This window comes from Alteromonas sp. ASW11-130 (assembly GCF_026183735.1).
Lineage (GTDB): Bacteria > Pseudomonadota > Gammaproteobacteria > Enterobacterales > Alteromonadaceae > Alteromonas.
Window position 1 is genome coordinate 81,753 of sequence record NZ_JAPFRE010000015.1, and the last position, 25,142, is coordinate 106,894.

Here is a 25,142-nt window from a genome sequence, read left to right on the forward strand (position 1 = left end):
AATTAATTGAGATGACGCCGTTGATTATTACTTTACGTATTTTCTTATTGGGTACGCTGTTAAGTGTAGTGAATGTCTGCATAGCCGCGCAATCCTCTCCATGGGACTCCATTCGTCAACACCGCATTAACCAATTGCTTCCCCATGCGTTGAAAGCAGGTGGTGCCGAGGCGTGGTTAATCATTTGTCGTGAGAATAATAATGATCCGTTAGCTAAGCATATTGGCTGTGAAAATGCTGGGAAAACAGCTGTTTTTCTGTTTTATTTAAACGGCGGAAAATTATCAAAAATTGCTTATTCTCCGGTTGGTGAAGCGCTCGCTTTAGCCGATCTGGATTTATTGGATACGGTAATCCCCATCGAAAACAGTGAATCAGCAATAGTAAAAGCAGCCGAATTTATCAACAAAAAGGGGTTGGAAAAAATTGCCATCAATGTATCTACTGACAATCCACAGGCTGATGGGCTCAGTTATTCTCAATATCAAGCGTTGCTTGACGCAATCGGACGCGAACACACGAGCAAATTTGTGAGCAGCGAGGATGTAGTTTATTCGTGGTTATCCGTCAAATTGCCCGAAGAAGTCGAAATAATGCGCAACGCAGCAAAATTGACCGCGCAGTGGCAGTTAGAAGCCTATGCCCAGATCGTCCCCGGTGTAACGAGAGACAGTGATGTAGCCAGGTACTTAAAGGCAAAGATGGAAATCGCTGGGGTGACCGATGCTTGGTCTCCAGATCAGAACCCTAACGTTGTATCAGGAGCAGACAGAGGCCATAGCCATGCTACTGACAAAGTAATAATGCCTGGAGATGTCATTCAAACAGATTTTGGTATACGGGTGCATGACACGTGGGTCACTGATATTCAACGCTTTGCCTATGTACTTAAACCCGATGAGATTGCACCTCCTGCCGACATCACACGCTATTGGGAAAATGCTAAGGCGGGCAGGAAGGCTGCATTTGGCGCCATGAAGCCCGGTTCTACAGACCAGCAAGTCGATGCCGCCCAACGCAAAATATTGATAGAAACGAAATCATTACCGGTAAAATGGTCCACCGGTCATCCTGTGGGATATGAAGCTCATGATACCGGACCCGCATTAAGCGATGGAAACAAGATACGCCCCAGAAAAGCAGCTAGGCTTGAATTAAAACAAGGAATGACATTCGCGTTCGATGGTTTTTACAGCTGGAAACTAAGCGATGGTTCAATAAAGACGATCTCCATGGAGGAGGTGGTGCTAATTACTGAGGATGGGGCAGAATACCTTATCCCGCCTCAGGAAGACCTGATACTGATACCCTCAACTAACCTCCTGAACTAACCCCAATTTAATGGTGACTGTTTTGCAAATCACGTTAGTACAGAATCGTAGTTTTCAACACCAAATGATAATCGATGCAGTGCACGATTCGACAACGTTAGTGTTAGTAAATAAGAAAAAGAGAAGTATAATGCCTCACCTAGCCGAATGACTAGGTGAGGCATAGTATAAATGGTGGCTTACAGGTTTTCGTTTAAGAACTCTGTTAATTGCGCTTTAGATAATGCACCGACTTTGGTTGCCGCTACATTTCCGTCTTTAAATAACAATAAAGTTGGGATGCCGCGAATACCATATTTTGGTGGTGTTTCATTATTTTCATCGACATTCAGTTTACCAACTGTTAACTTGCCATCAAAGTCGTTCGCAACTTCTTCTAGAATAGGTGCGATCATTTTACACGGGCCACACCATTCCGCCCAGAAGTCAACCAGTACAGGACTGTTAGCATTGATAACATCTGCCTCAAACTTATCGTCAGTTAACTTGATAATTTTGTCGCTCATTCTTTTCTCCGTCATTTGGTCTACTGCTGATTTGCTCAGCTTTACCCTAAGTGTTATATAGAAACTGATTTTTAATGCAAGCACTGATAAGCTATAAGCTATGCAAACAACTCATTTAACCGAAACTCATTTTTCAGATCTGCCCATTAACGAGAAAGTGGTCGCAGCACTTACTGCTGCAAACTTTACTCACTGCACGCCTATTCAGGCACTTGCCCTTCCTCCTCTATTGGAGAAACTGGACATCGCAGGGCAGGCTCAAACCGGCACAGGCAAAACCATCGCATTTCTCGTTGCAACTTTCCACTATCTATTGGAGAGTTCAAAACGAAACGAGAGCGAAAATTGGCCCGCGAACGCGCCTCGAGCTATTATTATGGCACCTACTCGAGAACTTGCCGTGCAAATTTATAACGACGCCAAACTTCTCAGTGAACATACAGGCTTGTCACTTGGATTGATCTATGGGGGCGAAGGCTACCAAAGTCAACGGGAAGTTTTAGAAGATGGTGTTGATATTATTATTGGCACCACTGGACGCATACTGGATTACAATAAACAAGGGATTTTTACCCTTAAGCATATTCAGGTTGCGGTACTTGATGAAGCCGACCGCATGTTCGACTTAGGTTTCATCAAAGACATTCGCTTTCTGTTCCGCCGTATGCCGCCGCCAACAGAACGTTTGAGTATGCTATTTTCAGCCACGCTTTCCTATCGTGTGCAAGAATTAGCTTATGAACATATGAACAACCCAACTCACGTACAAATTGAGCCAGAACAGATGACAGCCAGTCGCGTTAAGGAAGAGTTATTTTATCCTTCAGACGAAGACAAAATGTTGCTGCTACTTACTCTGCTCGAAGAAGAATGGCCGGAAAAAGCCATTGTATTTGCTAATACTAAACATGCTTGTGAAAAAGTGAATGATTGGCTTGAGGCAGATGGGCATCGCGTTGGTTTATTAAGTGGTGACGTACCACAGAAAAAGCGGTTGGGCATATTAGACGATTTTACCAAAGATCAGCTGGATATATTGGTAGCGACAGATGTTGCCGCACGTGGATTACACATCGATAAAGTCTCGCACGTTTTCAATTATGACTTGCCAGATGATGCAGAAGATTACGTGCACCGCATTGGTCGAACAGGCCGCGCAGGCAAAAGTGGGCACGCTATTAGTTTTGCTTGTGAAAAATATGCGCTTAACTTACCCGCTATTGAGTCGTATATTCATCACGCAATTCCGGTTACCGATTATGACAGAACCGCATTGTTGGATGATATAAAAGCGCCTAAACCTAAGTATAGAAAGCGTAATACCAGCAATCGCAACGCTCCCCGTCGCGGTCGCAGTAACAAAAGACCACCTAATAGACAGACGTAAGCTATGCAGGCAGAGATTTTTCAGGAGCCCCTCGTCAATGGTGAACACTATGCCGCCATTGACTTGGGCTCAAATAGCTTCCACATGGTAGTAGTACATGTCGTTAATGGCAATGTACAAATCGTTGGGAAAATAAAGCAAAAGGTTCGGCTTGCTGCTGGTCTCGATGACAATATGACGTTGAGTCTGGAGAGCATGGAAAGAGGCTGGAAGTGTCTCGAATCTTTTGCTGAACGATTGGAGGATATACCCGCCTCCAATGTCAAAGCGGTAGCCACTGCGACCCTACGCTTAGCCAGCAATGCTCACGAATTTGTGAAACGAGCAGAAGAAATTCTGGGGTTACATCTAGATGTGATCAGCGGTGAAGAGGAAGCGCGTCAAATTTATCTGGGGGTTGCCTACACATCGGCAAACCAAGGTAATAGTTTGGTCGTGGATATCGGCGGCGCTAGCACAGAAATCATCTTGGGAAATGACTTACAGCCTATTCACTGTGTCAGTACCGATATGGGCTGTGTGACCTTTATGGAGCGTTACTTCCCAGGCGGAAATATTACCCAAAGTGCGTTTGAAAACGCCCAGGATGCGGCGAACAGACTACTAGATGAGTGGGTAGATAGTTTTTTATGTTTTGACTGGCATAATTGTCTGGGAGCATCTGGCACACCTCAAGCAATTGTTGAAATTCTTGTGAAGCAAGGGATCAGCGATGCGATTAGATTGACTTACCTTTATCATCTTCGTCAGCAGTGCATTGATTGTGCGTCTGTGAAAACATTAAATATTGAAGGTCTGGAGGAAAGCCGAAAAGCTATTTTTCCTAGTGGTTTGGCCATTCTTATTACGCTATTTGAACGCTTGCGCATAGATACCATGAACATTGCTGGTGGTGCCCTGCGCGAAGGCTTGATTTATGGCATGTTAGACAATATGCAGGAAAACGATCGTCGTCAGCAAACGCTAAATCAGGTTGTACTGCGCTATCACATCGACCAGCACCATGCTGAGCTAGTAAAAAATTTAGCCTTAAAGCTATGTCATCAACTTTGTGCACAACAGAATATTTGTCACATCGATACTGAAGCAGTATTAGGTGCGGCTGCTATTTTGCACGAAACGGGGCTTCATATTGAATATAAGAAACACCATCGTCATGGAGCTTATATTCTCAATCACATAGAACTGCCCGGTTTTACTCGATTGCAACGTGCTGCTATCAGAGATCTAGTATCTGCGCATCGCATGCCAATAGAAACCCGTGTATTCGAAGGTTATCATGTTGATATTCAACCTATGTTAATTGGAATGCTTCGTGTATTGCGTATCGCTGTTGTGTTATGTCTGCGTCGGCAGAACAAGCATATCCCCAATGTTGAGCTCGTCGTGGATAATCACGACTGGACATTGTGCTTTCCCAAAGAGTGGCTCAATCACCACCCTTTAATTAAAGCTGAACTGGCCAACGAACGCTGGTTACAGCACAAAGCAGGTTGGACATTAAACTGTATTTGAGAGCCCCTCGATACATTCTTGGGCTTCAGGGCGTTGGATTTTGGTTGAGTAACTTGGCAGCTTCGACGGCAAAATACGTTAATATACCATTCGCTCCAGCGCGCTTGAACGCCAGCAGGGACTCGAGTATAACTGCATTCTTATCCAACCAACCTTGTTCAAATGCTGCCATATGCATGGCGTATTCGCCGCTCACCTGATACGCAAATGTGGGTGTGTTAAATTCATCTTTACAACGCCGGACTATATCCAAATAGGGCATTCCTGGCTTTACCATTACCATATCGGCGCCTTCTTCAATATCCAGCCTAATCTCATCCATTGCTTCATCCGAGTTTGCCGGGTTCATTTGATAAGATTTTTTATTTCCGCCCTTAATATTTGCCGCTGAGCCAACCGCATCGCGAAATGGTCCATAGTAGCTGGAAGCGTACTTTGCTGAGTAGGCCATGATACAAGTGTTAATAAAGCCTTTGGCGTCCAATGCGCGGCGAATTGTGCCTATTCGGCCATCCATCATGTCGGAGGGCGCCACTATGTCTGCCCCCGCCTCAGCATGAGATAGAGCCTGTTTAACTAAAACTTCTACAGTTTCATCGTTTAATACATAACCCGAATCATCAATGAGTCCATCCTGGCCGTGGGAGGTAAAAGGGTCTAGCGCCACATCGGAAATGACCAACATGTCGGGAAAAGCTTTTTTAATTTCGCGGATAGCATTTTGCGCTAAACCCTCTGCGTTAAACGACTCACTGGCACATAGTGATTTTTTATCTGTGGGGGTGACCGGAAATAAGGCTATCGATTTTATACCCAGAGCGAGCCACTCTTTTGCATCCACAAGCAACTGATCGATAGAAAGACGCTCAATTCCAGGCATGGATGGTACAGATTGACGTTCGTTTCTTCCTGGCAGCACGAATACCGGATAAATAAAGTCGCTGACACGTAAGTTATGTTCGGTAACTAGCGAACGAAGGGACTCATTAAATCGTAGTCGACGCATTCTGCGGTCGGGAAAACTGTTGCTACTCATTCTTCGCTTCCTGATAAATTTTTAAGTTTAACCTTATTTCTGCCGCCTTGTTTAGCGGCATATAACATACGATCAGCTTGTTTTAGTAAAGTAAGTTCATGGTCTTCACTTTTTACAGTGGCGGTGGCTACTCCCGCACTTAGGGTCATTTTTATTGTAAGATTGTCTACCACGACCGCTGAGCTTTCGACTTTTTGGCGCATCGACTCAGCGACCATCGCAGCCCCTTCCAACTCAGTGTTGGGGAGAATGACTGCAAACTCTTCGCCACCATATCGACATACATCATCGGTAGGTCGACGGAGGGTTTCTTTAATTATGCCGGCGACGTGGCGTATACAGGCATCACCTGCGGCATGACCGTACTCGTCGTTGATCTTTTTAAAATAATCGATGTCTGCCATTATGATACTAAGGGGGGTTTGCTCTCGGCGACTACGTCGTCCTTCCGCTAATAAGCGTTTATCGAAATGACGACGATTTTTTATATTAGTCAACGAATCAATAGTATTTAATGTTTCTAATTCGCGATTAGCTTCAGACAGTTCTCGCAAGGCTACCTCTAGTTCCAGAGTGCGTTCTTGAACCTTATATTCCAATTCGCTTTGATACTGTTCCTGCACAGCCAACAGTTGTTCTTTTGCATTTAACGCGGACTTCTCCTGTGATATCGCCGTTTCCTGCGCATCAAGCATTTCCTTGCGATTTAGGTTGTATGAAATAGCCAAAGCTAATGCAAGGAGCAACGTCTCGACCGCTGCCCCAAACATAAGCAGGTAATTTGATTGAATATTTACGGAAATAAGCTGTAAGTTATCCAGACTGGCCAATAGCCCGCTGAGCAATAGAATAGACCATGCAAACGAGTAGTAGCGTGCGATTATAACTCCCTTTATCGCCAGCCAGATACCAATAGAGAAGGTCACAACCACAGCAAAGCTGAGTAAAACGAAAAAGATCTTTATTAAGTAAGAATACGGTAATAGCAAACTTACAAAGATATTAAATAGAAATAGCCAGCCAAATCCTTTCAGTACAAGCGCTAATCGAGGGCTATAGTGCTTAACATTTAATAACCAGCTCGAAAAAATCACTGCACACATAATAGCTGCATTTGCAAATATGCTAATTGCCCGCCCTTGCAGCCACTCCCAATTTGGCCAAATATGTGCATAGGCCAAACCCTGTACACAGAACAGTGTTAGTCCTAACGAAAATACGTAGCCTGAATAAATAAGAAATGTACGATTATGCGTGGTAAAAAAGAAAAATAGATTACTTATACCCATGGCTGCAAGAAAGCCGAAAAATACACCCATGAGCAAATTATGCTTCGAAGTGTACTCAATGAATTCCGTTTTCTTCCACAGCCTGAGTGGTAGTTTTATGGTGCCAGTAGATTGCACTTTGATAAGAACAGTCACCTCACCTTCGCTGTCGGGTACAGGAAATAATAGTGATTCATGCAAAATAGGTCGTTCAGCAAAGGCTCGTATGTCACCCCCTTTAAACTGCGCTATAGACTTAAGCGTGTTTTTCGCGAAATAGGTTACCTTGATGTTATCCAGCAAAGGATATTTCACTTCTAACAAATTACGCACAGCCCCACGAGAAGGGGCTATGGTGAATCGGAACCATGTGGGCTCATCTCGCATTCCTAAATTTACTGGGTTATCAACAGGTATCCATTTATCCGAGGCTTCAATAATTGGATTTTCAGCAACGCTAAAACTATAGTGAAGATCCTTAATACGCTGTTCTTGTACATCTGCCGGCATAAACCGAAACGCAATGAGCATGAATAAAACGACCAGAATGCTCGTTACACCCAGTAGCCACACATCGTATTTACGCACAGTAAAAGCAGTTTGTTGCATCGATTTAGTCAATTAATCCAAATAATTTACAGGTGTTAGCATAACTTTTCCGACGCAGGCTTTCGCTTGTAATATTAAGCACTTCGCTTAATTTATCAGCTATACAGGGTAAGAAAGCGGGCTCATTATTGCGTACTCTCGGCCGTCTATTTTTAGGAAATAAATAAGGCGCGTCGGTTTCAAGTAGAAACCTATCCTGCGGCAGAAATTTCACAGCTTCTACCAGTGACTGGTTACGCTTGTCATCACACAGCCAACCTGTAATGCCGATATACAACCCCATGTTTAGATATGCTTCTAACTGATCTTTAGACCCTGTGAAGCAATGGGCTACGCCACCTTTAAGACGGTCAGCATATTGAGCGAGTATACTAATTTGTTGTTCAAATGCATCCCTCTCATGAAGGTAGACTGGTTTATTTACCTCCAAAGCAATTTGCAATTGCTTTTCAAACACGTGACATTGAACATCTTGTGGCGAAAAATTACGATTGAAATCTAGTCCACACTCGCCGACCGCGACAGCCTGAGGGTGCTTTAAAAACTCAGCAAGCTCTGTAAAATCGTCTGGTTTAGCCGATTTAGCGTGATGAGGGTGTATCCCAACGGTGAAAACCAAGTTATCTGGATACGCTTTGGCTAATTCGGATGCAGGTTCCCACTCATCGGGTAGTGTCGTAATAACGCACATTTTTGTCACCCCTGCCGCAATTGCATTTTCAACGATAGCAACAGGGTCAAATCGCTTATCCAGCAGATTTACGCCAGCATCAAACCAACCCATGTTATTTAGTACGTTTAACTTTCAACCGCACGTTAAGATCCGGTTTGGAGAGGAAAAATGAACCAAGCATTCCTCGTTCGATTTGGACTATATCACCAGCTTTCAATCTATAATTTTTAGAATCTGTCTGACGCCAAATGGCACCGTCAGCCATGGTGATAATCAATTTGCCCCGAGGCGCTTTTTCGACTTTCGCTACCGTGGCTGTTATTTCGTCAATCTCTTCAATTTTTTCCTTCGCGACCAATCCAAAAGGGGTTGCCGATTGAGCTGACTCAACGATATCCAAGGGTTGGCGGGGAGCAGGACGCGGCGATGTATCCGAACGAGTGGCCGCATTAGGTACTTGATAGCCACGTGTAATCGCTGCTTCTAGACCGGAATACTGCTTCACGTCTTTGACTACCTTGTCAAAGCACACAAGTCGTTCCAAGCTGTTCTCGACTTTACTACATTTGACCAGTGCTTCTTCGATAGTCTCTGCTTGTGCATGGGCTGAAAGAACTAAAGCCGCAGCGCCAATTAGCGAGAAAAATTTCATATTCTTTCCTTTTTTTATTATTCATGTATGTTCAAGTCTGAAGATCGTTCATTACGCCGAGCATATAAGCTACCAAGCATAACGCCGACTTCGAATAGCAGCCACATCGGCACCGCTAACAGCGATTGCGAAATCACATCGGGCGGGGTCAACAGCATCCCCACGACAAATGCACCCACAATAATATAAGGACGCTTGGCGCGTAAGCTATTAGCATCTGTCGCCCCCGTCCAACACAATAAAATAATAGCAATAGGGATCTCAAACGAAATTCCAAACGCAAAAAACAATTTCAGTACAAAATCCAGATAACTGTTGATATCTGTACTGACAGTAACCCCTTCAGGCGCAACACTCGTGAAGAACGCAAAAGCCAACGGAAAAACAACGAAATAAGCAAATGCCATCCCCGTATAGAAAAGCAATGTACTGGAAAACAACAAAGGCGCCACCAGGCGCTTCTCCTTCTTATATAATCCTGGCGCGACAAATGCCCAAACCTGATAAAGTACATAGGGAATAGCAATAAAAAATGACAGTACCAGAGTCAGTTTAAAGGGAGCAAAAAAAGGTGATGCTACATCGGTTGCAATCATCGATGAATTATCGGGTAGCGCCTCTAATAGCGGACGCGCAAGCAACTGATATAAGTCTTGGGCGAAATAAGCCAGGCACAGAAAAACGAGCAATACGCTTAGTAATGCTTTTAAAATTCGACTTCTAAGTTCGAGTAAATGGGACAGCAAACTGTTTTCGTCAGACATTATTTCTTTTTATAAGGTTCCTGCACGGAGCTAGCGGCCTGCTTCAACTCTTCCACACTTTTTTTTAGTTCAGGTGAGACATTATCAAGTCCTTCCTGCTCTGCTTTTTTAAGGTTTTCGTGTAGTTCATGGATTCGCAATTGGTGCTCCACTTCATGCTTAAAACCAGTGGCCATATTACGTACCTTTCGTGCGGTTGAAATAGTAGAACGTAATGCACCCGGAAGCCTTTCAGGCCCCAGTATAAGTAAAGCAAGTACTGCAATAGTCAATAGTTCCCAAAAACCTATATCAAACATTAGCGTTTTTCTTTTGTATCCTGCTTAACTGCGTTTTGCTTGTGAGAATTTTGTTGTTCTACCTTCTTCGATTCATCAGCTTCAAAATCAGCATCTTTATCGTCGTTTTCGTCATTGACTGCTTTTTTGAAGCCTTTCAATGCCCCACCCAGATCGCTGCCGATATTTTTTAGACGTTTGGTACCGAACAATAGAATCACAATAATCAACACTATCAGCAATTGCCAAATACTGATCCCCATATTTTTTCTCCTTTACATCTGATGCTACAGTATGCCACTGGTGGGAGCCGCTTTCATTATCTTTATCGGTATAAGATAAAAAACTCATTTGACCTCACAACTATCTACAAGCATGCTAGAGTAATACAAGGACTAGTAGTAGATAGAAGCCAATGTCTTGCCTGATATTATTGTTTTGCTCTTCATTAGCGGTTGAGGACATCTCAACGAGCACGAACTTAAGTCATCGTGCGGCTGATGCTGAACGCCAAATCGATGAAACATCTCGCCCTCTCCCCCAAAATTCGGTTGAAAATGAAGATGCATACTGGTTTGATCATTGGCAGAGAAGCTTCACTGATTCCATGGATAGTACGGCGCGAAAACTGGATAGTTTTTTTGCAGTTGAAGGTAGCGACGCCTATAAAGATGCCCGCGCAGAAGGACGGATCAGACTAGGGTGGGAGCCCCGTACGCGGGATATGTCAGAACTCGATCTGAAGTTCCGCGTAAGGGTGAAGCTGCCTGCTTTAAAAGACCGAGTTGACTTGCTACTTAGCGACGATGATGACTATGATGACGAAGATACAATAAATGCGGTTCGAGACCCCGGGCTACCACGCAAAGAAAGTACAACTATTGCGCTACGATTCAAGCAATCAGATGACTCCCCCTTATCTTATCGCTTAGGAACAGGTAGACGAGGACAGGTTTATGTTAAGTCTCGCTATCGCGACACTTATCCCATCACCGAAAACTGGTCAATGTTATACGATGCGGAAGCTTATTATTACACCCGCGATCAGTTTGGCGCAGAGCTGGGAGCTTCATTTCAGCGAGTAAGCGAGTCGGACCATGTTTTTCGCTTTAATAACCGCTACTACTATCGAGATTTAACTGAAGACTGGATGTGGCGGCACGAAGTGCAGTTTTTACAACCTCTTACTGATGACTCTGCTGTAATTTATAATTTGTTTACGGAAGGCTTCACAAAGCCAGCAAACCGATTAGACCAGTATTATATTAGTGCGCGATACCGTACGAATCCTCACCGCGAATGGCTTTTTTACGAAGTGGAACCCTTTGTACTCTGGTTAAGAGAGGAGGACTTTAAGCCCTCCTATGGTTTAGCCCTGCGGATAGAGGTGTACTACGGACGATATCATTTGTAACACACTTTGCTTGCTATGGGCGAAGTGCCCGTTCTCCTCTACCAAGCCCACAAACGCCGGTTCGCGATGATTCAATGATTTCAGCCGCTTGACTCATTGTCAGCGCGAAAGCATCGAGTTTATCCGTTGTGCCTGTAATTTCGATAGTATAATTATGGATATTAACGTCTACAATCCGAGCCCTGAAAATATCCGCATTGCGTTTTACTTCAGCGCGAATAGCTTCTGTTCGCGTTGCCACTTTTATTAGCATCAGCTCGCGCTCTATGTGTGCTCCTTCGGTAAGATCAGCCACTTTTAGCACATCAATAAGTTTATTAACCTGTTTGGTAATTTGTTCTATAACCTTATCATCGCCATGGGTGATGATGGTTAAGCGAGATAAGCTTGCATCATTGGTTGGCGCAACACATAGAGAATCAACGTTATACCCCCGCTGAGAAAAGACACCCACGATACGGGATAAAGCGCCTGGTGCATTTTCCATCAACACTGAAATAATTCTTTTCATCAAGTACGCTCCATTTTACTTAATCGCATATCGTCCATCGCTCCGAACTTTATTTGCATCGGGTAAACGTGCTCGTTTTGATCTATCCTTACATCCATAAACACTAAGCGATCTTTTAGACTGAAACATTTTTCCATAGCCGCTTCGAGCTGATCCGGATGGTCCACACGAATGCCAACATGTCCATACGCTTCAGCCAATTTGGCAAAATCCGGCATTGATTCCATATAGGAATGTGAATGTCGACCCTTATAGATCATGTCTTGCCATTGACGGACCATTCCCAACGCCCGATTATTCAATGAAATTATTTTTATCGGCAGGTTGTATTGCAGGCAGGTAGAAAGCTCCTGAATATTCATTTGTATACTTCCGTCTCCGGTGATCACAATTGAAGTAGCATCAGGGTGGGCCACCTGTACACCCATCGCGGCAGGTAAACCAAACCCCATGGTTCCCAATCCCCCGGAATTTATCCATTGCCTTGGTTGCGCGAACTTATAGTATAGGGCTGCAAACATTTGATGTTGCCCGACATCCGAACTTACAAAGGCTTTCCCTTGGGTATGTCGGTAAACGCTTTCTACCACTTGCTGGGGTTTAATCTGTTCCCCATCGCTTTGATACTGCAGGCATTGTCGTCCTCGCCATTGTTCAATTTGTCGCCACCAATCTGCTCGTTTTTCGTGTTGCGAATCGGTCGTCAGAGTTTTAAGCGCATCCAAAATTTGTTCAACGACTTTGTCAACGCTTCCTACGACGGGTATATGGGCATTAACTGTCTTCGAAATTGAAGCAGGATCGATATCTACATGAATAATGGTGGCGTGTGGACAAAACTTGGCTACATTATTAGTCACCCTGTCGTCGAAACGCGCTCCCAAGGCCAGAATACAATCGGCGTTATGCATGGCTTTGTTTGCTTCCAGCGTACCGTGCATACCAAGCATCCCCAAGCTTTGTGGGTGTTGTCCGGGAAACGCACCTAACCCCATCAGTGTACAGGTAACCGGCGCATGTAAACGTTCGGCGAGTTCAATCACTGTTTCTGCGGCATTGGCGGCTATTGCGCCCCCTCCGACGTAAAGCACGGGCCGCTGCGAATCGCAAAGCGTTTCTACCGCTTTCTTGATCTGCTTTTTGTGCCCTTTCAGCGTTGGGTTATATGAACGCATCGATATCGACTGCGGATAATTGTAGGGGTGTTGCTCTTGAATATTAACCAGGTCTTTGGGTAAATCGACCACCACCGGACCTGGTCGTCCGGTATTGGCAATATAGTATGCTTTAGCTATGGCATCGGGTATATCTATTGTGCGTTTGACTAAAAAGCTATGCTTTACTATAGGTCGGGAGCACCCGACCATATCAGTTTCCTGAAAAGCATCCTCCCCAATGTGCATAGAAGGCACTTGACCAGACAATACCACCATGGGAATCGAGTCCATATAAGCTGTAGCGATTCCGGTTATAGTATTGGTTGCCCCCGGACCAGACGTAACCAAAACAGTACCTGTTTTTCCCGTTGATCGCGCATAACCATCGGCCATATGCGCAGCAGCTTGTTCATGACGAACCAAGATATGTTTGACAGCATCCTGTGCAAATAGCGCATCGTAAATGTCAAGAACAGCCCCCCCCGGATACCCAAAAACATGGCTTACACCAGCATCTTTCAATGCTTCGACCACCATGGCCGCACCTGACATCGTTTTCACACTCCCTCCACCGTCGTCTATAAAAGCCTCGTCTGAAGACTATATCGAAGGAAGTAGGAAGGTTAAACTACATTTTAAAAAAAGTGAGACACATATCCCTATATATGAAAAAAATAGGATGCACATCACAATAGCACCGGAATTCCTTGCGAAATTAGGTGATTTAACATCTTTTTTACATCGCGGATTTCAATTGACCACCTGTTTTTTCCGCGGAACCCATGCCCAGACCATTTGACATACTACTGGTTCAATACCAGTGGCATCCGTCACTTTGACATCAACCCATACTTCACCTTTATCTTCTAATTGCATTAGTTCAAGTTGATCTTTGGTGAGAGTTGCCACTGCCTGCATATCGCCGGTAGCACGTTTAACATATTTAAGATCCATTGATTTGATAAGAGGCAATTTATCGCCGGGTAAGTTCACACCTACAACGAAACCTGTGGCCGACTCAGCTAATAGCGCCATTCCTGCTGCATGCACGCTACCAATATGGTTTTGTACCCGTTTTAAATTGCGCTGACGAAATGTTACCGTCGTTAAATCAGTATTAAGTATTTCTAATTTAGTTGTACCTGTTAACTTGACCTTATAACGAAACATCCACGTTAATAATTTTCGGCTCAGCCAATCAGGTTTATTAATTGCCCATGTGGCAAATTTTCTTAAAGGATTAGTTTTCGACACGCTATTTTTCACTTCTCACATTCCGCTTATCTGGTTAGACCAGTCAGCCTAATTGGATATAGGTGAGATTACAATATTAACAAGTACAAAAGTGAGCTAGATTATCCATATAATGACAGAGACTCTGCTTTGCTGAGGGGAAATGGAAGTCAATTGCTTTTATAAGATTTAGTGTTTAGTTCGCTACCCACCGCATACGTTGATCTTCGAGATCCCTGTCCTATACTTTTTTCCCCGTTAAATGATGTATCAACAGGCGTTTTCAGCGCGTATCAGTGGTCTAATTTAGAGGATGTGTGTATTTATAATTCGCGTGTTTATTGTCGATTAATAACTGTTCAATCATTGTAATCCAACTGGCTCCCACTATTTGTTTGGTTACAGAATAGTTACCCGTGCCGCTTTTTGGTTACTCTATCACTGGGTGTGTAGTGTCATTTTATCAATGCCTGTGCAAGAGCTGCCTAATCCATTTTTCTTGAATTTGAATATGTGTTTATGTCAGCTCGTATTCAGACTGAATAATGTATGTTATATGTTCTTGGCCGTATTAGTTGAACAAATAAAAATACATACTATTCCTTTTGTTACTTCGCTGCACTGATCGCAGTGACAGCGGTTGTGCAGTGACTTTTCGCACATTACGTTAATTTAAATTTTCTTTGCGCATCCATCATTCATTTCTAGTCAATAAAAATCATATCGAATCCTTCATATTTCTGAGTAGTAAGACGATACCTAAAGGCCAAGAAGTATCAGATGGTTTTCTACTTTGCTAATCAATGGTCAATAAGATCACCCAGATTTGCCTGGATAATTTCACCAAATTTGCTGTATTGGTGAAGAGGCTCTTCTGCGAACATTTGTGTATAAGCTGAGAAGTCAACGCAGCTACTATCCGCGTATCTATCATCGGTCGCTAGGCCACAATAATCCATCAGAGCAGTCACTTCCTTATCAAAATTGCTTTTCAAAGATGCATAAGACTGGACTCTGATTGACTCCCCGAAAATTGATTGCCACCGTAATACGAGATTGTAAAAATGACGGTAGTATCGGCAGCTTAACAGTAGATCGTAACGATATCCGTTCGATTGATTGAAAGGCACCTGAAGACGTAAATAATTAAGTAGCACGGTTTCAATCGGCTCACGAAGCATGATAATGACTTTAGCATTCGGAAGTGCTCTCTTAATTAAGCTTACGTTTAAAAAGTTCAGCGGTTGAACGTCTAGGGTATATTCATGTTCATCCGCCTTTAAGTTGCCTGTTAACCGCAAGTAGTGTTCGCCGAGCTGCTGATTATCTGCTTGTTCAGCGGCTAACATAGCCTTTATATTTAGCGTTTTTTTATTTTTACCACTACACAGTTGATTAACGGCTTGGGCAAAGTGGTTTGCGCTAAATGCACTGGCCACATCGGGATGACTCGATATAATTTGAGCCACAATGTCTAATCCCGTTTCTGGCATCCCCACCACAAAGATTGGCTGAGTACTTGCGCTTCCAAGCGAACCAGAACAGCTTTCACGTTTGCCTTCCAGCAACCAATCAAAAATAGCTGCATTTTTAGCTTCAGTCTTCTTAGCTTTACTGATAAACGGGCGTTTTGCGTTTAGCAATACGTCTTCAGCTTTACTAAAACAACCTTGATGTGCATGAATTCTGCTAAGAGCATGGGCGATGATCGTACTGGTTTCAAACGCACCCTTTCGCTGGACATATTCAAGGTGCGATTGAAGCGTAGATAAATTTATGGCGTCAAAGTGGGCAGGATTCACAATGGATAACGCATGTTGGGCGAGCGCATGTTCTGGCTCACTTTTGATCGCTTTCAAAAACAGTTCTGCTGCCCTCTCAGATTTATTCTGTTTCATCAGCAGCATCCCTAAGTGATAATAGCCTTCTGGATGGTGCGGCCACTTTTCACTGAATTGAAAAAATGCAGTACACGCGTGTTCATCTAAATGCATTGCCGCAAAGCCGTGGCCCAGCTCCAAAAGCAATTCGGCGCGGTCAATCTGGTCTAATTTTAGCTGTGACGCATATTGCTGAACGAGTGTACGGTTAAATGCCGCGGCTGCCGCCACAATAAGGTAAGCCAGTGTTAGATTATTCGTAGCCTGCTTATACGATTGCGCTAACGCTTCAACCGCTTTTTGATGCTGCTGAAGGTTTAGATGCGTTCGGCCAGACAAATATAAAATATTCGCATCTTCACCAAAATTTCGTTGGTAAATTGAACACGTTCGTTGTGCATTGATAACATCCCCTGCATCACATGCGGCTTCGGCTTTTGAGAATAACTGACTACGGGTTTCCATTTTTAATACTGCAACGACTAACTATGATTTTGATACATTTTTCTTAACGAAAAGTAGTCGTCTTACTCCGATTTACGAATTCAGGGCGATTATAAATGATTACAGCGATTTGATGTAACCGGATTAGATGAGGTCGTATCAGATCGTATAATGTATTGGTAAACGACTGGCACGCGAAATAAGGGCTTATTAAATAGACGCGCACAGTAAAAGCCCCGTTTTAAAATTGATTGGGACGTGCAGAAGGTACGTCGATTGGAGATAATGGATTAGAATTTAATTAAAATTCTGAAGATTTATGCGCAAATCAGCGCAACTAAACAATGCGTAGATGTAGATAAACTGAAGAAAATTTGGTGCGGGAAACAGAGTCGTAACTGGCCGGCACTCCGGTCGCGACCCCAACCTTGGCAATCACCGCAAATTCGACGCTTTATGCGCAAGTCGGCGCAACTAAACAATGTTTAGAGTAGATAAAATGAAGAAGATTTGGAGCGGGAAACAGAGTCGTAACTGGCCGGCACTCCGGTCGCGCCCCCAACCTTGGCAATCACCGCAAATTCGACGCTTTATGCGCAAGTCAGCGCAACTAAACAATGTTTAGAGTAGATAAAATGAAGAAGATTTGCAGCGGGAAACAGAGTCGTAACTGGCCGGCACTCCGGTCGCGACCCCAACCTTGGCAATCACCGCAAATTCGACGCTTTATACGCAAATCAGCGCCACTAAACAATGCTTAGATGTAGATAAACTGAAGAAAATTTGGAGCGGGAAACAGAGTCGTAACTGGCCGGCACTCCGGTCGCGACCCCAACCTTGGCAATCACCGCAAATTCGACGCTTTATACGCAAATCAGTGCAACTAAACAATGCGTAGATGTAGATAAAATGAAGAAGGTTTGGAGCGGGAAACAGAGTCGTAACTGGCCGGCACTCCGGTCGCGACCCCAACCTTTACAATCACAGCAAATTCGACGCTTCATACGCAAATCAGCGCAACTAAACGATGCTTAGATGTAGATAAACTGAAGAAGATTTGCAGCGGGAAACAGAGTCGTAACTGGCCGGCACTCCGCTCGCGACCCCAACCTCGGCAATCACCACAAATTCGACGCTTTATACGCAAATCAGCGCCACTAAACAATGCTTAGATGTAGATAAACTGAAGAAAATTTGGAGCGGGAAACAGAGTCGTAACTGGCCGGCACTCCGGTCGCGGCCGCAACCTTGGCAATCACAGCAAATTCGACGCTTTATACGCAAATCAGTGCAACTAAACAATGCGTAGATGTAGATAAAATGAAGAAGGTATGGAGCGGGAAACAGAGTCGTAACTGGCCGGCACTCCGGTCGCGACCCCAACCTTGGCAATCACAGCAAATTCGACGCTTCATACGCAAATCAGCGCAACTAAACGATGCTTAGATGTAGATAAACTGAAGAAGATTTGCAGCGGGAAACAGAGTCGTAACTGGCCGGCACTCCGGTCGCGCCCCCAACCTTGACAATCACCGCAAATTCGACGCTTTATACGCAAATCAGCGCCACTAAACAATGCTTAGATGTAGATAAACTGAAGAAAATTTGCAGCGGGAAACAGAGTCGTAACTGGCCGGCACTCCGGTCGCGACCCCAACCTTGGCAATCACCGCAAATTCGACGCTTCATACGCAAACCAGTGCAACTAAACAGTGCTTAGATGTAGATAAAATGAAGAAGATTTGGAGCGGGAAACAGAGTCCTAACTGGCCGGCACTCCGGTCGCGCCCCCAACCTTGGCAATCACCGCAAATTCGACGCTTTATGCGCAAGTCAGCGCAACTAAACAATGTTTAGAGTAGATAAAATGAAGAAGATTTGGAGCGGGAAACAGAGTCGTAACTGGCCGGCACTCCGGTCGCGACCCCAACCTTGGCAATCACAGCAAATACGACGCTTTATACGCAAATCAGCGCCACTAAACAATGCTTAGATGTAGATAAAATGAAGAAGATTTGGAGCGGGAAACGAGACTCGAACTCGCGACCCCAACCTTGGCAAGGTTGTGCTCTACCAACTGAGCTATTCCCGCGTATTGTATGGCGTTGTAATTCAGTCGAAGTTTACACTCTGCACAACCTGCCAAACTTGGCAATCACTGTCGTGACGAGGTATGTACACTACCAACTGAGCTATTCCCGCATTACGAAGACCTCTTCAAACATCGCTTTGCTTGAAGAGGTGCGCATTTTACAAAAAATTTTTGCTAACGCAATACCTAATTGCAATTTTTTTATAATAACGCAGAAATTAAATACTAAAAACGTGTTCCCGATAGTACTTAAGTTCTTCAATTGATTCACGAATATCATCGAGCGCTAAATGAACGCCTTTTTTAGTGAAACCGTTTAGTACATCGGGTTTCCAGCGTTTTGTCAGCTCTTTGATCGTTGATACATCTATACTACGATAATGAAAGTAGTCTTCTAGTTCTGGCATATATTTCACCATAAAGCGGCGATCCTGCCCAATAGTATTGCCGCATAGCGGTGAAACACCTTTATCGACATACTCACTAAGAAATTTAATGGTAGCATCTGCGGCCTGTTGCTCTGAATAACGACTCTCTCGACAGCGCTTAGTTAACCCACTTTCGCCATGGACGCGAACACACCACTCATCCATATTATCGAGAATCTCATCAGGCTGATGTACAGCGATAACGGGTCCTTCAGCCAAGACGTTCAGCTGAGCATCGGTTACAATAGTAGCAATTTCCAACACTTTACATGTCTCAGGATCCAGCCCTGTCATCTCCATATCTATCCAAACCAGGTTCTTACTGTCTTTTGTCATAATGTCCTCAGTGTATTGGCGTAGCATGCTCGCCCAACAAACGGTATGATTGTCAAAGTATACGCTAATTTATCAGGATATCGTGGCTAAGAAACCTAAATTGACACACCGTCAACAAAGACAAGTAGCAGCCAATCGCAGCAAAAGGCTTGGAAAAGGCCCTGCGGAAGAAAAGGTCAATACCGCAGATTTAATTGAAGGTCGCGTGGTAGGGCGATTTGGCAAACACGCAGACGTTGAAGTTTACGACGATGAAGGTCATCAAATCTATCGCTGCCATATTCGTCGAACAATTGCGTCAGTGGTTTGTGGCGACGACGTCCTGATCAGTAAAGATGAAAACACCAGCGCGACACGTCAGGGGGTGATTGAAATTGTAAAAGATCGCCGCAGTATACTGAGTCGCCCTGATTATTACGATGGTATTAAACCCGTAGCCGCGAACATTGATCAAATCATCATCGTTAGCGCAGTGCTACCTGCGGTATCGTTGAATATCATCGACCGCTACCTAGTGGCTTGTGAACATATTAACATTCATCCTTTAATCGTAATGAATAAAGTTGAACTCCTGAGTTCAGAAGCCGAAAAACAGCTCAAAGCTGACCTGCAAATTTACCAAGAACTTGGCTACACAACTATTTATACCAGTTGCAAAACTACAGTTGGCTTGGATGAATTAAATACACAATTGAGCGCACAGACAAATATTTTTGTGGGTCAATCTGGCGTAGGTAAATCCAGCCTAATTAATCAAATTCTTCCTCAGGCACACGAAGTGGTGGGAGATGTTTCTGAAACCTCCGGCCTCGGACAACATACCACTACCGCTGCTAAACTACTTCACTTGCCCTGTGGAGGAGACTTAATTGATTCACCTGGAGTGCGTGAATTTGGTCTTTGGCATCTGACGCAAGAAGAAGTCACGTGGGGCTTTATCGAATTTCGACAGTTCGTCGGCGGCTGTAAGTTCCGCGACTGCAAACATCTAAATGATCCGGGTTGTATGATTCGTAAAGCCGTCGAAAATGGGGAAATCAATCAGACCAGATTTGATAGCTATCACAAGATCCTTGCGACTATGGAAGAGCAGCGTCCAAGTTATATTTCTTCGAATTAGGTATAATACCCGTTTGCACTAAAGTGTATGCATTGCGTGGCTGGACTGTTCGGTTTGCAATAAGCCCATTATGGTTAAATTGCAGGCCCGCTTCGATAGACAATTAAAGCCGCTGATAAGTTTTAATAACAGCGTTTTTTTGGGGATAGAAAAATTTAACTACTCAGCTTCGAAGAGAGTGATAATTCCCGCTCCCTGCTACTAATTACCTATTTGCCGAAATTAGCTTAATCCTTCGGCCGATGGACTGATTGGGGGGGCAATCTGAAACGGTATAACCCAAAAGTACACCACTTTACGTACAGATAGGTTACAATCGCGCCCGAAAATTAAATACCAGGATTAAAAGCGGAGAATCGTTGTGTTGGATTGGTTAAAAGTGAACCTTCAGTACCTATTGCCGAAACATTTGTTATCAAGACTAATAGGAAAACTAGCCAGTGCCGAAGCAGGTGGATTAACTACAGGATTGATTAAGCTTTTTATTAAAAAATATAAAGTGAATATGGATGAAGCTTTGCATCCTGAGCCTGAACATTACAAAACCTTTAACGAATTTTTCACCCGGCCCCTTCGGGAAGACGCCCGACCCATTGACCCTGATCAGAATGTTATTATTCACGCGGTAGATGGCGCGGTTAGTCAGTTTGGCGATATCCGTCAGGACAGTGTTTTTCAGGCTAAAGGACACGACTACAGCTTGACCACGCTATTAGGCGGGAAGCCTGAATTAGCCAAACCCTTCCAAAATGGAAAATTCGCTACTATCTATTTAGCCCCGAGAGACTACCACCGCATTCACATGCCCGTTGATGGTACGTTGACTGATATGGTATACATTCCTGGTGAACTGTTTTCAGTTAATCCTCTTACCGCAGCGAACATTCCGGGTTTATTTGCCCGTAATGAACGTGTCGTTGCTTACTTTAATACGCCTGTAGGCAAAATGGCAATGGTATTAGTGGGTGCCACTATTGTTGCGAGTATTGAAACGGTCTGGGCTGGCACCATAACACCGCCCGCTGGTAAGAATGTCCAACATTGGAAGTATGAAACCGATAATGAAGCCAGCGTTCATCTTAAAAAAGGTGATGAAATGGGCCGCTTTAAACTGGGCTCAACTATCGTTGTGTGCTTTGAGCCTGATAAAGTTGAATTTACCGATCTTGCGCCACTACAGGTTACGCGCTTAGGTCAGCCTATGGCGACAACGACTACCTCCCACGCCGTACCCAAATAAATAGGGCATGAATCCGGTAAAGCGAAGCCTGATAACGCTTCACCTTACTGTCGTCCTGCTTGGCGGGACGGCCTTGTTCTCTCACCTTATCCCATTAAACGCTACTGATATCACTATTGGGCGCTCAGTATTCGCCTGCCTGGCACTTTTTATCTATCTACTTTGGACAGGCGAGTCGCTAAAGCTAGCACGATCCCGCGACTACTTTACCGCGTTTGGGTTGGGTGCATTAATGGCTGCGCACTGGGTTAGTTATTTCGCGGCTATGCAGTATGCAAGTATATCGGTAGGTCTCATCGCCTTATTTACTTTCCCCGTCATTACCGTTTTTATGGAGCCCTTCTTTGAAGCAGTAAAACTGAAATGGCAGGATGTGGTAAGCGCAATCGTGGTATTAACGGGTATATACCTTTTGGTTCCGACCCCAGATCTTAACAATAATATTACGCTGGGAGTGGCAATTGGCATAGCCTCTGCCATACTTTATTCATTAAGAAATCTGCTTCACCGGCAGTATTTTTCACATTATGGTGGCGCGAAAGCGATGGCGTGGCAAATTTTAGTTATTTGTATCGTCCTTATTCCGGTCGGCAGCAGTGAGCTGACCGATTTAAGTATACCTACCGGGTTGCTGCTAGCTACGCTGGGCACCCTTTTTACGGCCTTACCCCATGCCCTCATTGCGAATTCATTAATTTATCTTCGAGCAAAAACCTTTTCATTAATTGCCTGTATGCAGCCCCTATATGGTGTGTTTTTAGCGGTGGTGTTGTTGAATGAAACACCTGAATTAACCACTCTTTTGGGAGGTTTATTAATTATCTCCGCATCCATATACGAAACTGTCAATACAGGGCGTTCTCACCAACAGGAGGTTGGATAATGCTTATTCTTGGTCATCGAGGTGCAAGCAAGGCAGCACCAGAAAACACGCTAAGTGCGTTTGATCTCGCTATTCATCAGGGTGCTGATGGAATCGAGTTTGATACCATTGAAGTTGATAATCATGTCATTATTTTTCATGATCGCTGGCTGGAACGAACAACGGATGGTGAGGGTCTGGTTGCAGATAAACCAATTGATTATTTACGTTCGTTAGATGCAGGCAACGGTGAAGTGATCCCGTTGTTAAGTGAAGTCATGCACATGCTACCGCACGATTGCATTTGTAACGTAGAAATGAAACATATAGCAAATTTAGATAGCTGGCTTAAGCATTTTGACAAAGCAATGGATTCGAGTGGTTTCCCATTGGACAATATCATTGTCTCTTCATTTAATCACCATTGGTTAAAGCAACTCAGTCACAAGCGTCCTGACATAAAACTAGGTATTTTAACCTCGGCAGTCCTAGAGAACTGTCGGGATCTCGTAGACACGATGAATGCATATTCATTCCACGTCGATTTAGAAGTTGTCAGCAAAGAATATATTGAAGAGTTAAAAACGCTGAATACCAAAGTCCTGGTGTTCACTGTGGATAAAACAGAAGATATGCTTATGCTCAGTACATGGGGAGTTGACGGTATATTTACCAACGTACCTGATACGGCGCGTTCAGCCCTTGGAAAATGTGAGATGTATCAATTTGCGGATGTTCGATAGTTCTAAAAATTATTAATAAACTATTTGGAAGCTGAAGCAAGTTGCCGCCCAGCGTAGTTAGTATCCGATTTGCCACTCTGTCGGCATAAACGTAAATTACTGACGTGCGCTATAGCAATGAGTAATGCACCAAAAGCTATGGTAAAAGGCTCAAAACTCTCACCAAATATATTCTTAAACCAGTAAATCGTAGCCCCTGAAATAAGTAGTATTACGGGGTAAACTTGTCCATGTTGACGTATTGCGCCACTTACTAACGCCACCAAACCTACTAGGATGGAAATGGACAGAATTGTTCGCTCAAACCATGCCTGCGCAAAAAAACTTGCTGCCACGAGAGGAATAAGGGGGACAAGTATAGGTAACGAGAGACAATGCAATGCACATAGGCCAGACACCCAAATGCCTAACTTATCCAACATACCTTGTGTTCCTACGGCAGGTTTCACTGTCTTTGCCCATCTCAAGAATCAAATCAATGACGTTATAATATAACATTATGCCAACAATGCAAAATAGAGAATGATTAAATTTTGGTAGGCTTCAAATCCTATACCTCTTTAAAAAAGTATCAGAGCCGTTTATGAAAAGCGGGCGTTGTGAATCGAATCACACCACTGAACCGGGTTAATGTGGTGCATACCATGAACTTTCAAACCCCCGTAACGCTGACAGATAAATTTCTCAATTACCTATCGGACGAAGCTTTTACACCTTTGAACTTGTTCCAATTTCATTCGACTTAGCCCCACCACTTTTCAACAAAATGGATTGTCATAAGGTGAAAAATTCTTGCCTAAATTAGGCATCAATTACTATCTATTGGGGATCGTTACTATTATTGCGGGGCTGAATTGGTTTCTGGGGCCGAAGATTCTATCGCTAACATCTCGGTTGCAGGCTTAAAATATTGATTGGCGGACACCAGGCGGATGTTTTCTTTTTCTAACAATGGCAGCGCGTCTAATAAAAAACTAACAGTTAGCGGATGGGGGTGAGCGATACCCACGGCAAACCCTTTTTGCTTAGCCAGTGTCATTAAGCGCTCCAGTGCTTGTTTCATCGATTCTACGGTTAGCGTATGGTCAATAAACACATTACGCGATACAACCGGCAACCCAATGTCTGTTGCAATTTGCTCGGCAACACTATTGACGGTAGTGCGACTATCAATAAAAAATAAATCGCGGGCTTTAATTTCCTGCATTAATGCAAGCATGGGCGCTGCTTCCTGCGTGAGCCTGCTACCCATGTGGTTATTGACACCAATTGCAAACGGTACACTGTCTATCGCAACTGAAAAAGTTTCGCTAATAGCACTGGGAAACATTCCCGCCTGCAAGCCTTGGGGGCCAAGCGCTTTCCCATTTAATGCTTCCATCGGCAGATGTAACATTACATCGCGACCTTGCGCATTAGCTTCGTAAGCTAACTCTTGTGCGAGCGGGGTGGCCGGAAGAATAGAAAACACGACTTCCTTTGGAAGCGCTAAAGCGGCTCTGTCAGTATGACGATAACCAATATCATCCATGATCAACATTATCTGTGGCGCTGAGAAGGCGAAAGGACTAAGCAAGAATAGTAACCACGCCATAACGAAACGGCTGCAATTAACCGACAAGCGAGGCCGCGTATCTGGACATGAAGGGTTACAAGTTTTGCG

Annotated in this window: 23 protein-coding genes and 1 tRNA gene; 8 read left to right on the forward strand and 16 right to left on the reverse strand. The window is 44.0% G+C overall.

Going from position 1 to position 25,142, the window contains the following annotated elements; translation table 11 throughout:
- The first annotated feature begins 11 nt into the window (after positions 1-11).
- Positions 12-1,331 carry a M24 family metallopeptidase gene (locus OPS28_RS03455; protein ID WP_442863964.1) on the forward strand — a complete coding sequence of 440 codons (1,320 nt, stop codon included), beginning with the start codon at positions 12-14 and terminating at the stop codon, positions 1,329-1,331.
- A gap of 179 nt (positions 1,332-1,510) precedes the next feature.
- On the opposite strand, the gene trxA is transcribed toward OPS28_RS03455, so the two are convergent.
- Entirely contained in the window at positions 1,511-1,837 is a 327-nt protein-coding gene (trxA, locus tag OPS28_RS03460; protein ID WP_265608041.1) for a thioredoxin TrxA, read from the reverse strand.
- A gap of 100 nt (positions 1,838-1,937) precedes the next feature.
- On the opposite strand from trxA, the gene rhlB reads away from it, so the two are divergent.
- Positions 1,938-3,224, forward strand: coding sequence for an ATP-dependent RNA helicase RhlB (gene rhlB, locus OPS28_RS03465; RefSeq protein ID WP_265608042.1), 1,287 nt, complete (start codon positions 1,938-1,940; stop codon positions 3,222-3,224).
- A 3-nt stretch (positions 3,225-3,227) separates the two neighbouring features.
- Entirely contained in the window at positions 3,228-4,739 is a 1,512-nt protein-coding gene (locus tag OPS28_RS03470) for a Ppx/GppA phosphatase family protein (protein WP_265608043.1), read from the forward strand.
- Positions 4,740-4,764: 25 nt separating this feature from the next.
- Here the strand turns inward: OPS28_RS03470 and hemB are convergent, their stop codons facing one another.
- Genes hemB through tatA form a run of 7 tightly spaced genes read right to left on the reverse strand, consistent with a single transcriptional unit; the run spans position 4,765 to position 10,282 of the window.
- Positions 4,765-5,775, reverse strand: a complete 1,011-nt coding sequence (gene hemB / locus OPS28_RS03475) for a porphobilinogen synthase (RefSeq protein ID WP_265608044.1) — start codon at positions 5,773-5,775, stop codon at positions 4,765-4,767.
- Positions 5,772-7,652 carry a GGDEF domain-containing protein gene (locus OPS28_RS03480; protein ID WP_265608045.1) on the reverse strand — a complete coding sequence of 627 codons (1,881 nt, stop codon included), beginning with the start codon at positions 7,650-7,652 and terminating at the stop codon, positions 5,772-5,774. Before OPS28_RS03480 ends, hemB begins: the two co-directional genes overlap by 4 nt.
- A 4-nt stretch (positions 7,653-7,656) precedes the next feature.
- The gene (locus OPS28_RS03485) at positions 7,657-8,436 is read right to left on the reverse strand and encodes a TatD family hydrolase (protein ID WP_265608047.1); all 780 of its coding nucleotides are present in this window, start codon (positions 8,434-8,436) and stop codon (positions 7,657-7,659) included.
- A gap of 1 nt (position 8,437) precedes the next feature.
- Positions 8,438-8,977 (reverse strand): hypothetical protein, encoded by a 540-nt coding sequence (locus tag OPS28_RS03490; protein ID WP_265608048.1) that lies wholly within the window; start codon positions 8,975-8,977, stop codon positions 8,438-8,440.
- A gap of 17 nt (positions 8,978-8,994) precedes the next feature.
- A complete protein-coding gene (tatC, locus tag OPS28_RS03495; RefSeq protein ID WP_265608049.1) occupies positions 8,995-9,741 on the reverse strand; it encodes a twin-arginine translocase subunit TatC in 747 nt (248 codons plus the stop codon).
- Positions 9,741-10,040 carry a Sec-independent protein translocase protein TatB gene (tatB, locus tag OPS28_RS03500; protein ID WP_265608050.1) on the reverse strand — a complete coding sequence of 100 codons (300 nt, stop codon included), beginning with the start codon at positions 10,038-10,040 and terminating at the stop codon, positions 9,741-9,743. The genes tatC and tatB overlap by 1 nt, the downstream gene beginning before the upstream one ends.
- Positions 10,040-10,282, reverse strand: a complete 243-nt coding sequence (gene tatA / locus OPS28_RS03505) for a Sec-independent protein translocase subunit TatA (RefSeq protein WP_265608052.1) — start codon at positions 10,280-10,282, stop codon at positions 10,040-10,042. The genes tatB and tatA overlap by 1 nt, the downstream gene beginning before the upstream one ends.
- 152 nt (positions 10,283-10,434) lie before the next feature.
- On the opposite strand from tatA, the gene OPS28_RS03510 reads away from it, so the two are divergent.
- Positions 10,435-11,433 carry a hypothetical protein gene (locus tag OPS28_RS03510; protein ID WP_265608054.1) on the forward strand — a complete coding sequence of 333 codons (999 nt, stop codon included), beginning with the start codon at positions 10,435-10,437 and terminating at the stop codon, positions 11,431-11,433.
- A 13-nt stretch (positions 11,434-11,446) separates the two neighbouring features.
- On the opposite strand, the gene ilvN is transcribed toward OPS28_RS03510, so the two are convergent.
- The 6 genes from ilvN to orn form a co-directional block, all read right to left on the reverse strand.
- On the reverse strand, positions 11,447-11,944 hold the full coding sequence (gene ilvN, locus OPS28_RS03515) for an acetolactate synthase small subunit (protein ID WP_265608055.1): 498 nt from the start codon (positions 11,942-11,944) through the stop codon (positions 11,447-11,449).
- Entirely contained in the window at positions 11,944-13,662 is a 1,719-nt protein-coding gene (locus OPS28_RS03520) for an acetolactate synthase 3 large subunit (protein ID WP_265608056.1), read from the reverse strand. The genes ilvN and OPS28_RS03520 overlap by 1 nt, the downstream gene beginning before the upstream one ends.
- A 189-nt stretch (positions 13,663-13,851) precedes the next feature.
- Entirely contained in the window at positions 13,852-14,355 is a 504-nt protein-coding gene (locus OPS28_RS03525; protein ID WP_265608057.1) for a DUF4442 domain-containing protein, read from the reverse strand.
- 779 nt (positions 14,356-15,134) lie between these two features.
- Positions 15,135-16,679, reverse strand: coding sequence for a tetratricopeptide repeat-containing sulfotransferase family protein (locus OPS28_RS03530; RefSeq protein ID WP_265608058.1), 1,545 nt, complete (start codon positions 16,677-16,679; stop codon positions 15,135-15,137).
- A gap of 1,995 nt (positions 16,680-18,674) precedes the next feature.
- A tRNA-Gly gene (locus tag OPS28_RS03535) sits at positions 18,675-18,750 on the reverse strand.
- Between the two features lie 218 nt (positions 18,751-18,968).
- Positions 18,969-19,514 (reverse strand): oligoribonuclease, encoded by a 546-nt coding sequence (gene orn, locus OPS28_RS03540; protein ID WP_265608060.1) that lies wholly within the window; start codon positions 19,512-19,514, stop codon positions 18,969-18,971.
- 82 nt (positions 19,515-19,596) lie between these two features.
- On the opposite strand from orn, the gene rsgA reads away from it, so the two are divergent.
- The 4 genes from rsgA (at position 19,597) to OPS28_RS03560 (ending at position 23,479) form a co-directional block, all read left to right on the forward strand.
- Positions 19,597-20,634, forward strand: coding sequence for a small ribosomal subunit biogenesis GTPase RsgA (rsgA, locus tag OPS28_RS03545; RefSeq protein WP_265608061.1), 1,038 nt, complete (start codon positions 19,597-19,599; stop codon positions 20,632-20,634).
- A 361-nt stretch (positions 20,635-20,995) separates the two neighbouring features.
- On the forward strand, positions 20,996-21,874 hold the full coding sequence (gene asd / locus OPS28_RS03550) for an archaetidylserine decarboxylase (protein WP_265608062.1): 879 nt from the start codon (positions 20,996-20,998) through the stop codon (positions 21,872-21,874).
- A gap of 7 nt (positions 21,875-21,881) precedes the next feature.
- Positions 21,882-22,757: a DMT family transporter gene (locus OPS28_RS03555; protein WP_265608063.1), complete on the forward strand. Its 876-nt coding sequence runs from the start codon at positions 21,882-21,884 to the stop codon at positions 22,755-22,757.
- Entirely contained in the window at positions 22,757-23,479 is a 723-nt protein-coding gene (locus OPS28_RS03560; protein WP_265608064.1) for a glycerophosphodiester phosphodiesterase, read from the forward strand. Before OPS28_RS03555 ends, OPS28_RS03560 begins: the two co-directional genes overlap by 1 nt.
- 20 nt (positions 23,480-23,499) lie before the next feature.
- On the opposite strand, the gene OPS28_RS03565 is transcribed toward OPS28_RS03560, so the two are convergent.
- Together OPS28_RS03565 and OPS28_RS03570 are read right to left on the reverse strand one after the other, a co-directional pair.
- Positions 23,500-23,901, reverse strand: a complete 402-nt coding sequence (locus tag OPS28_RS03565) for a MerC domain-containing protein (RefSeq protein ID WP_265608371.1) — start codon at positions 23,899-23,901, stop codon at positions 23,500-23,502.
- 416 nt (positions 23,902-24,317) lie between these two features.
- Complete coding sequence (locus OPS28_RS03570; protein ID WP_265608065.1) at positions 24,318-25,073, reverse strand: divergent polysaccharide deacetylase family protein; 756 nt, start codon at positions 25,071-25,073, stop codon at positions 24,318-24,320.
- Positions 25,074-25,142: the final 69 nt, after the last annotated feature.

Excerpts from the sequence above, each read along its gene's own strand:
- rhlB (WP_265608042.1), top strand. The coding sequence starts at position 1,938 with ATGCAAACAACTCATTTAACCGAAACTCATTTTTCAGATCTGCCCATT.
- OPS28_RS03455 (WP_442863964.1), top strand. The coding sequence starts at position 12 with ATGACGCCGTTGATTATTACTTTACGTATTTTCTTATTGGGTACGCTG.
- OPS28_RS03510 (WP_265608054.1), top strand. The coding sequence starts at position 10,435 with ATGTCTTGCCTGATATTATTGTTTTGCTCTTCATTAGCGGTTGAGGAC.
- OPS28_RS03480 (WP_265608045.1), bottom strand. The coding sequence starts at position 7,652 with ATGCAACAAACTGCTTTTACTGTGCGTAAATACGATGTGTGGCTACTG.
- OPS28_RS03490 (WP_265608048.1), bottom strand. The coding sequence starts at position 8,977 with ATGAAATTTTTCTCGCTAATTGGCGCTGCGGCTTTAGTTCTTTCAGCC.
- OPS28_RS03485 (WP_265608047.1), bottom strand. The coding sequence starts at position 8,436 with ATGGGTTGGTTTGATGCTGGCGTAAATCTGCTGGATAAGCGATTTGAC.
- OPS28_RS03570 (WP_265608065.1), bottom strand. The coding sequence starts at position 25,073 with ATGGCGTGGTTACTATTCTTGCTTAGTCCTTTCGCCTTCTCAGCGCCA.
- hemB (WP_265608044.1), bottom strand. The coding sequence starts at position 5,775 with ATGAGTAGCAACAGTTTTCCCGACCGCAGAATGCGTCGACTACGATTT.
- orn (WP_265608060.1), bottom strand. The coding sequence starts at position 19,514 with ATGACAAAAGACAGTAAGAACCTGGTTTGGATAGATATGGAGATGACA.
- OPS28_RS03560 (WP_265608064.1), top strand. The coding sequence starts at position 22,757 with ATGCTTATTCTTGGTCATCGAGGTGCAAGCAAGGCAGCACCAGAAAAC.
- ilvN (WP_265608055.1), bottom strand. The coding sequence starts at position 11,944 with ATGAAAAGAATTATTTCAGTGTTGATGGAAAATGCACCAGGCGCTTTA.
- tatC (WP_265608049.1), bottom strand. The coding sequence starts at position 9,741 with ATGTCTGACGAAAACAGTTTGCTGTCCCATTTACTCGAACTTAGAAGT.
- OPS28_RS03555 (WP_265608063.1), top strand. The coding sequence starts at position 21,882 with ATGAATCCGGTAAAGCGAAGCCTGATAACGCTTCACCTTACTGTCGTC.
- tatB (WP_265608050.1), bottom strand. The coding sequence starts at position 10,040 with ATGTTTGATATAGGTTTTTGGGAACTATTGACTATTGCAGTACTTGCT.
- OPS28_RS03470 (WP_265608043.1), top strand. The coding sequence starts at position 3,228 with ATGCAGGCAGAGATTTTTCAGGAGCCCCTCGTCAATGGTGAACACTAT.
- tatA (WP_265608052.1), bottom strand. The coding sequence starts at position 10,282 with ATGGGGATCAGTATTTGGCAATTGCTGATAGTGTTGATTATTGTGATT.
- trxA (WP_265608041.1), bottom strand. The coding sequence starts at position 1,837 with ATGAGCGACAAAATTATCAAGTTAACTGACGATAAGTTTGAGGCAGAT.
- OPS28_RS03530 (WP_265608058.1), bottom strand. The coding sequence starts at position 16,679 with ATGGAAACCCGTAGTCAGTTATTCTCAAAAGCCGAAGCCGCATGTGAT.
- OPS28_RS03565 (WP_265608371.1), bottom strand. The coding sequence starts at position 23,901 with ATGTTGGATAAGTTAGGCATTTGGGTGTCTGGCCTATGTGCATTGCAT.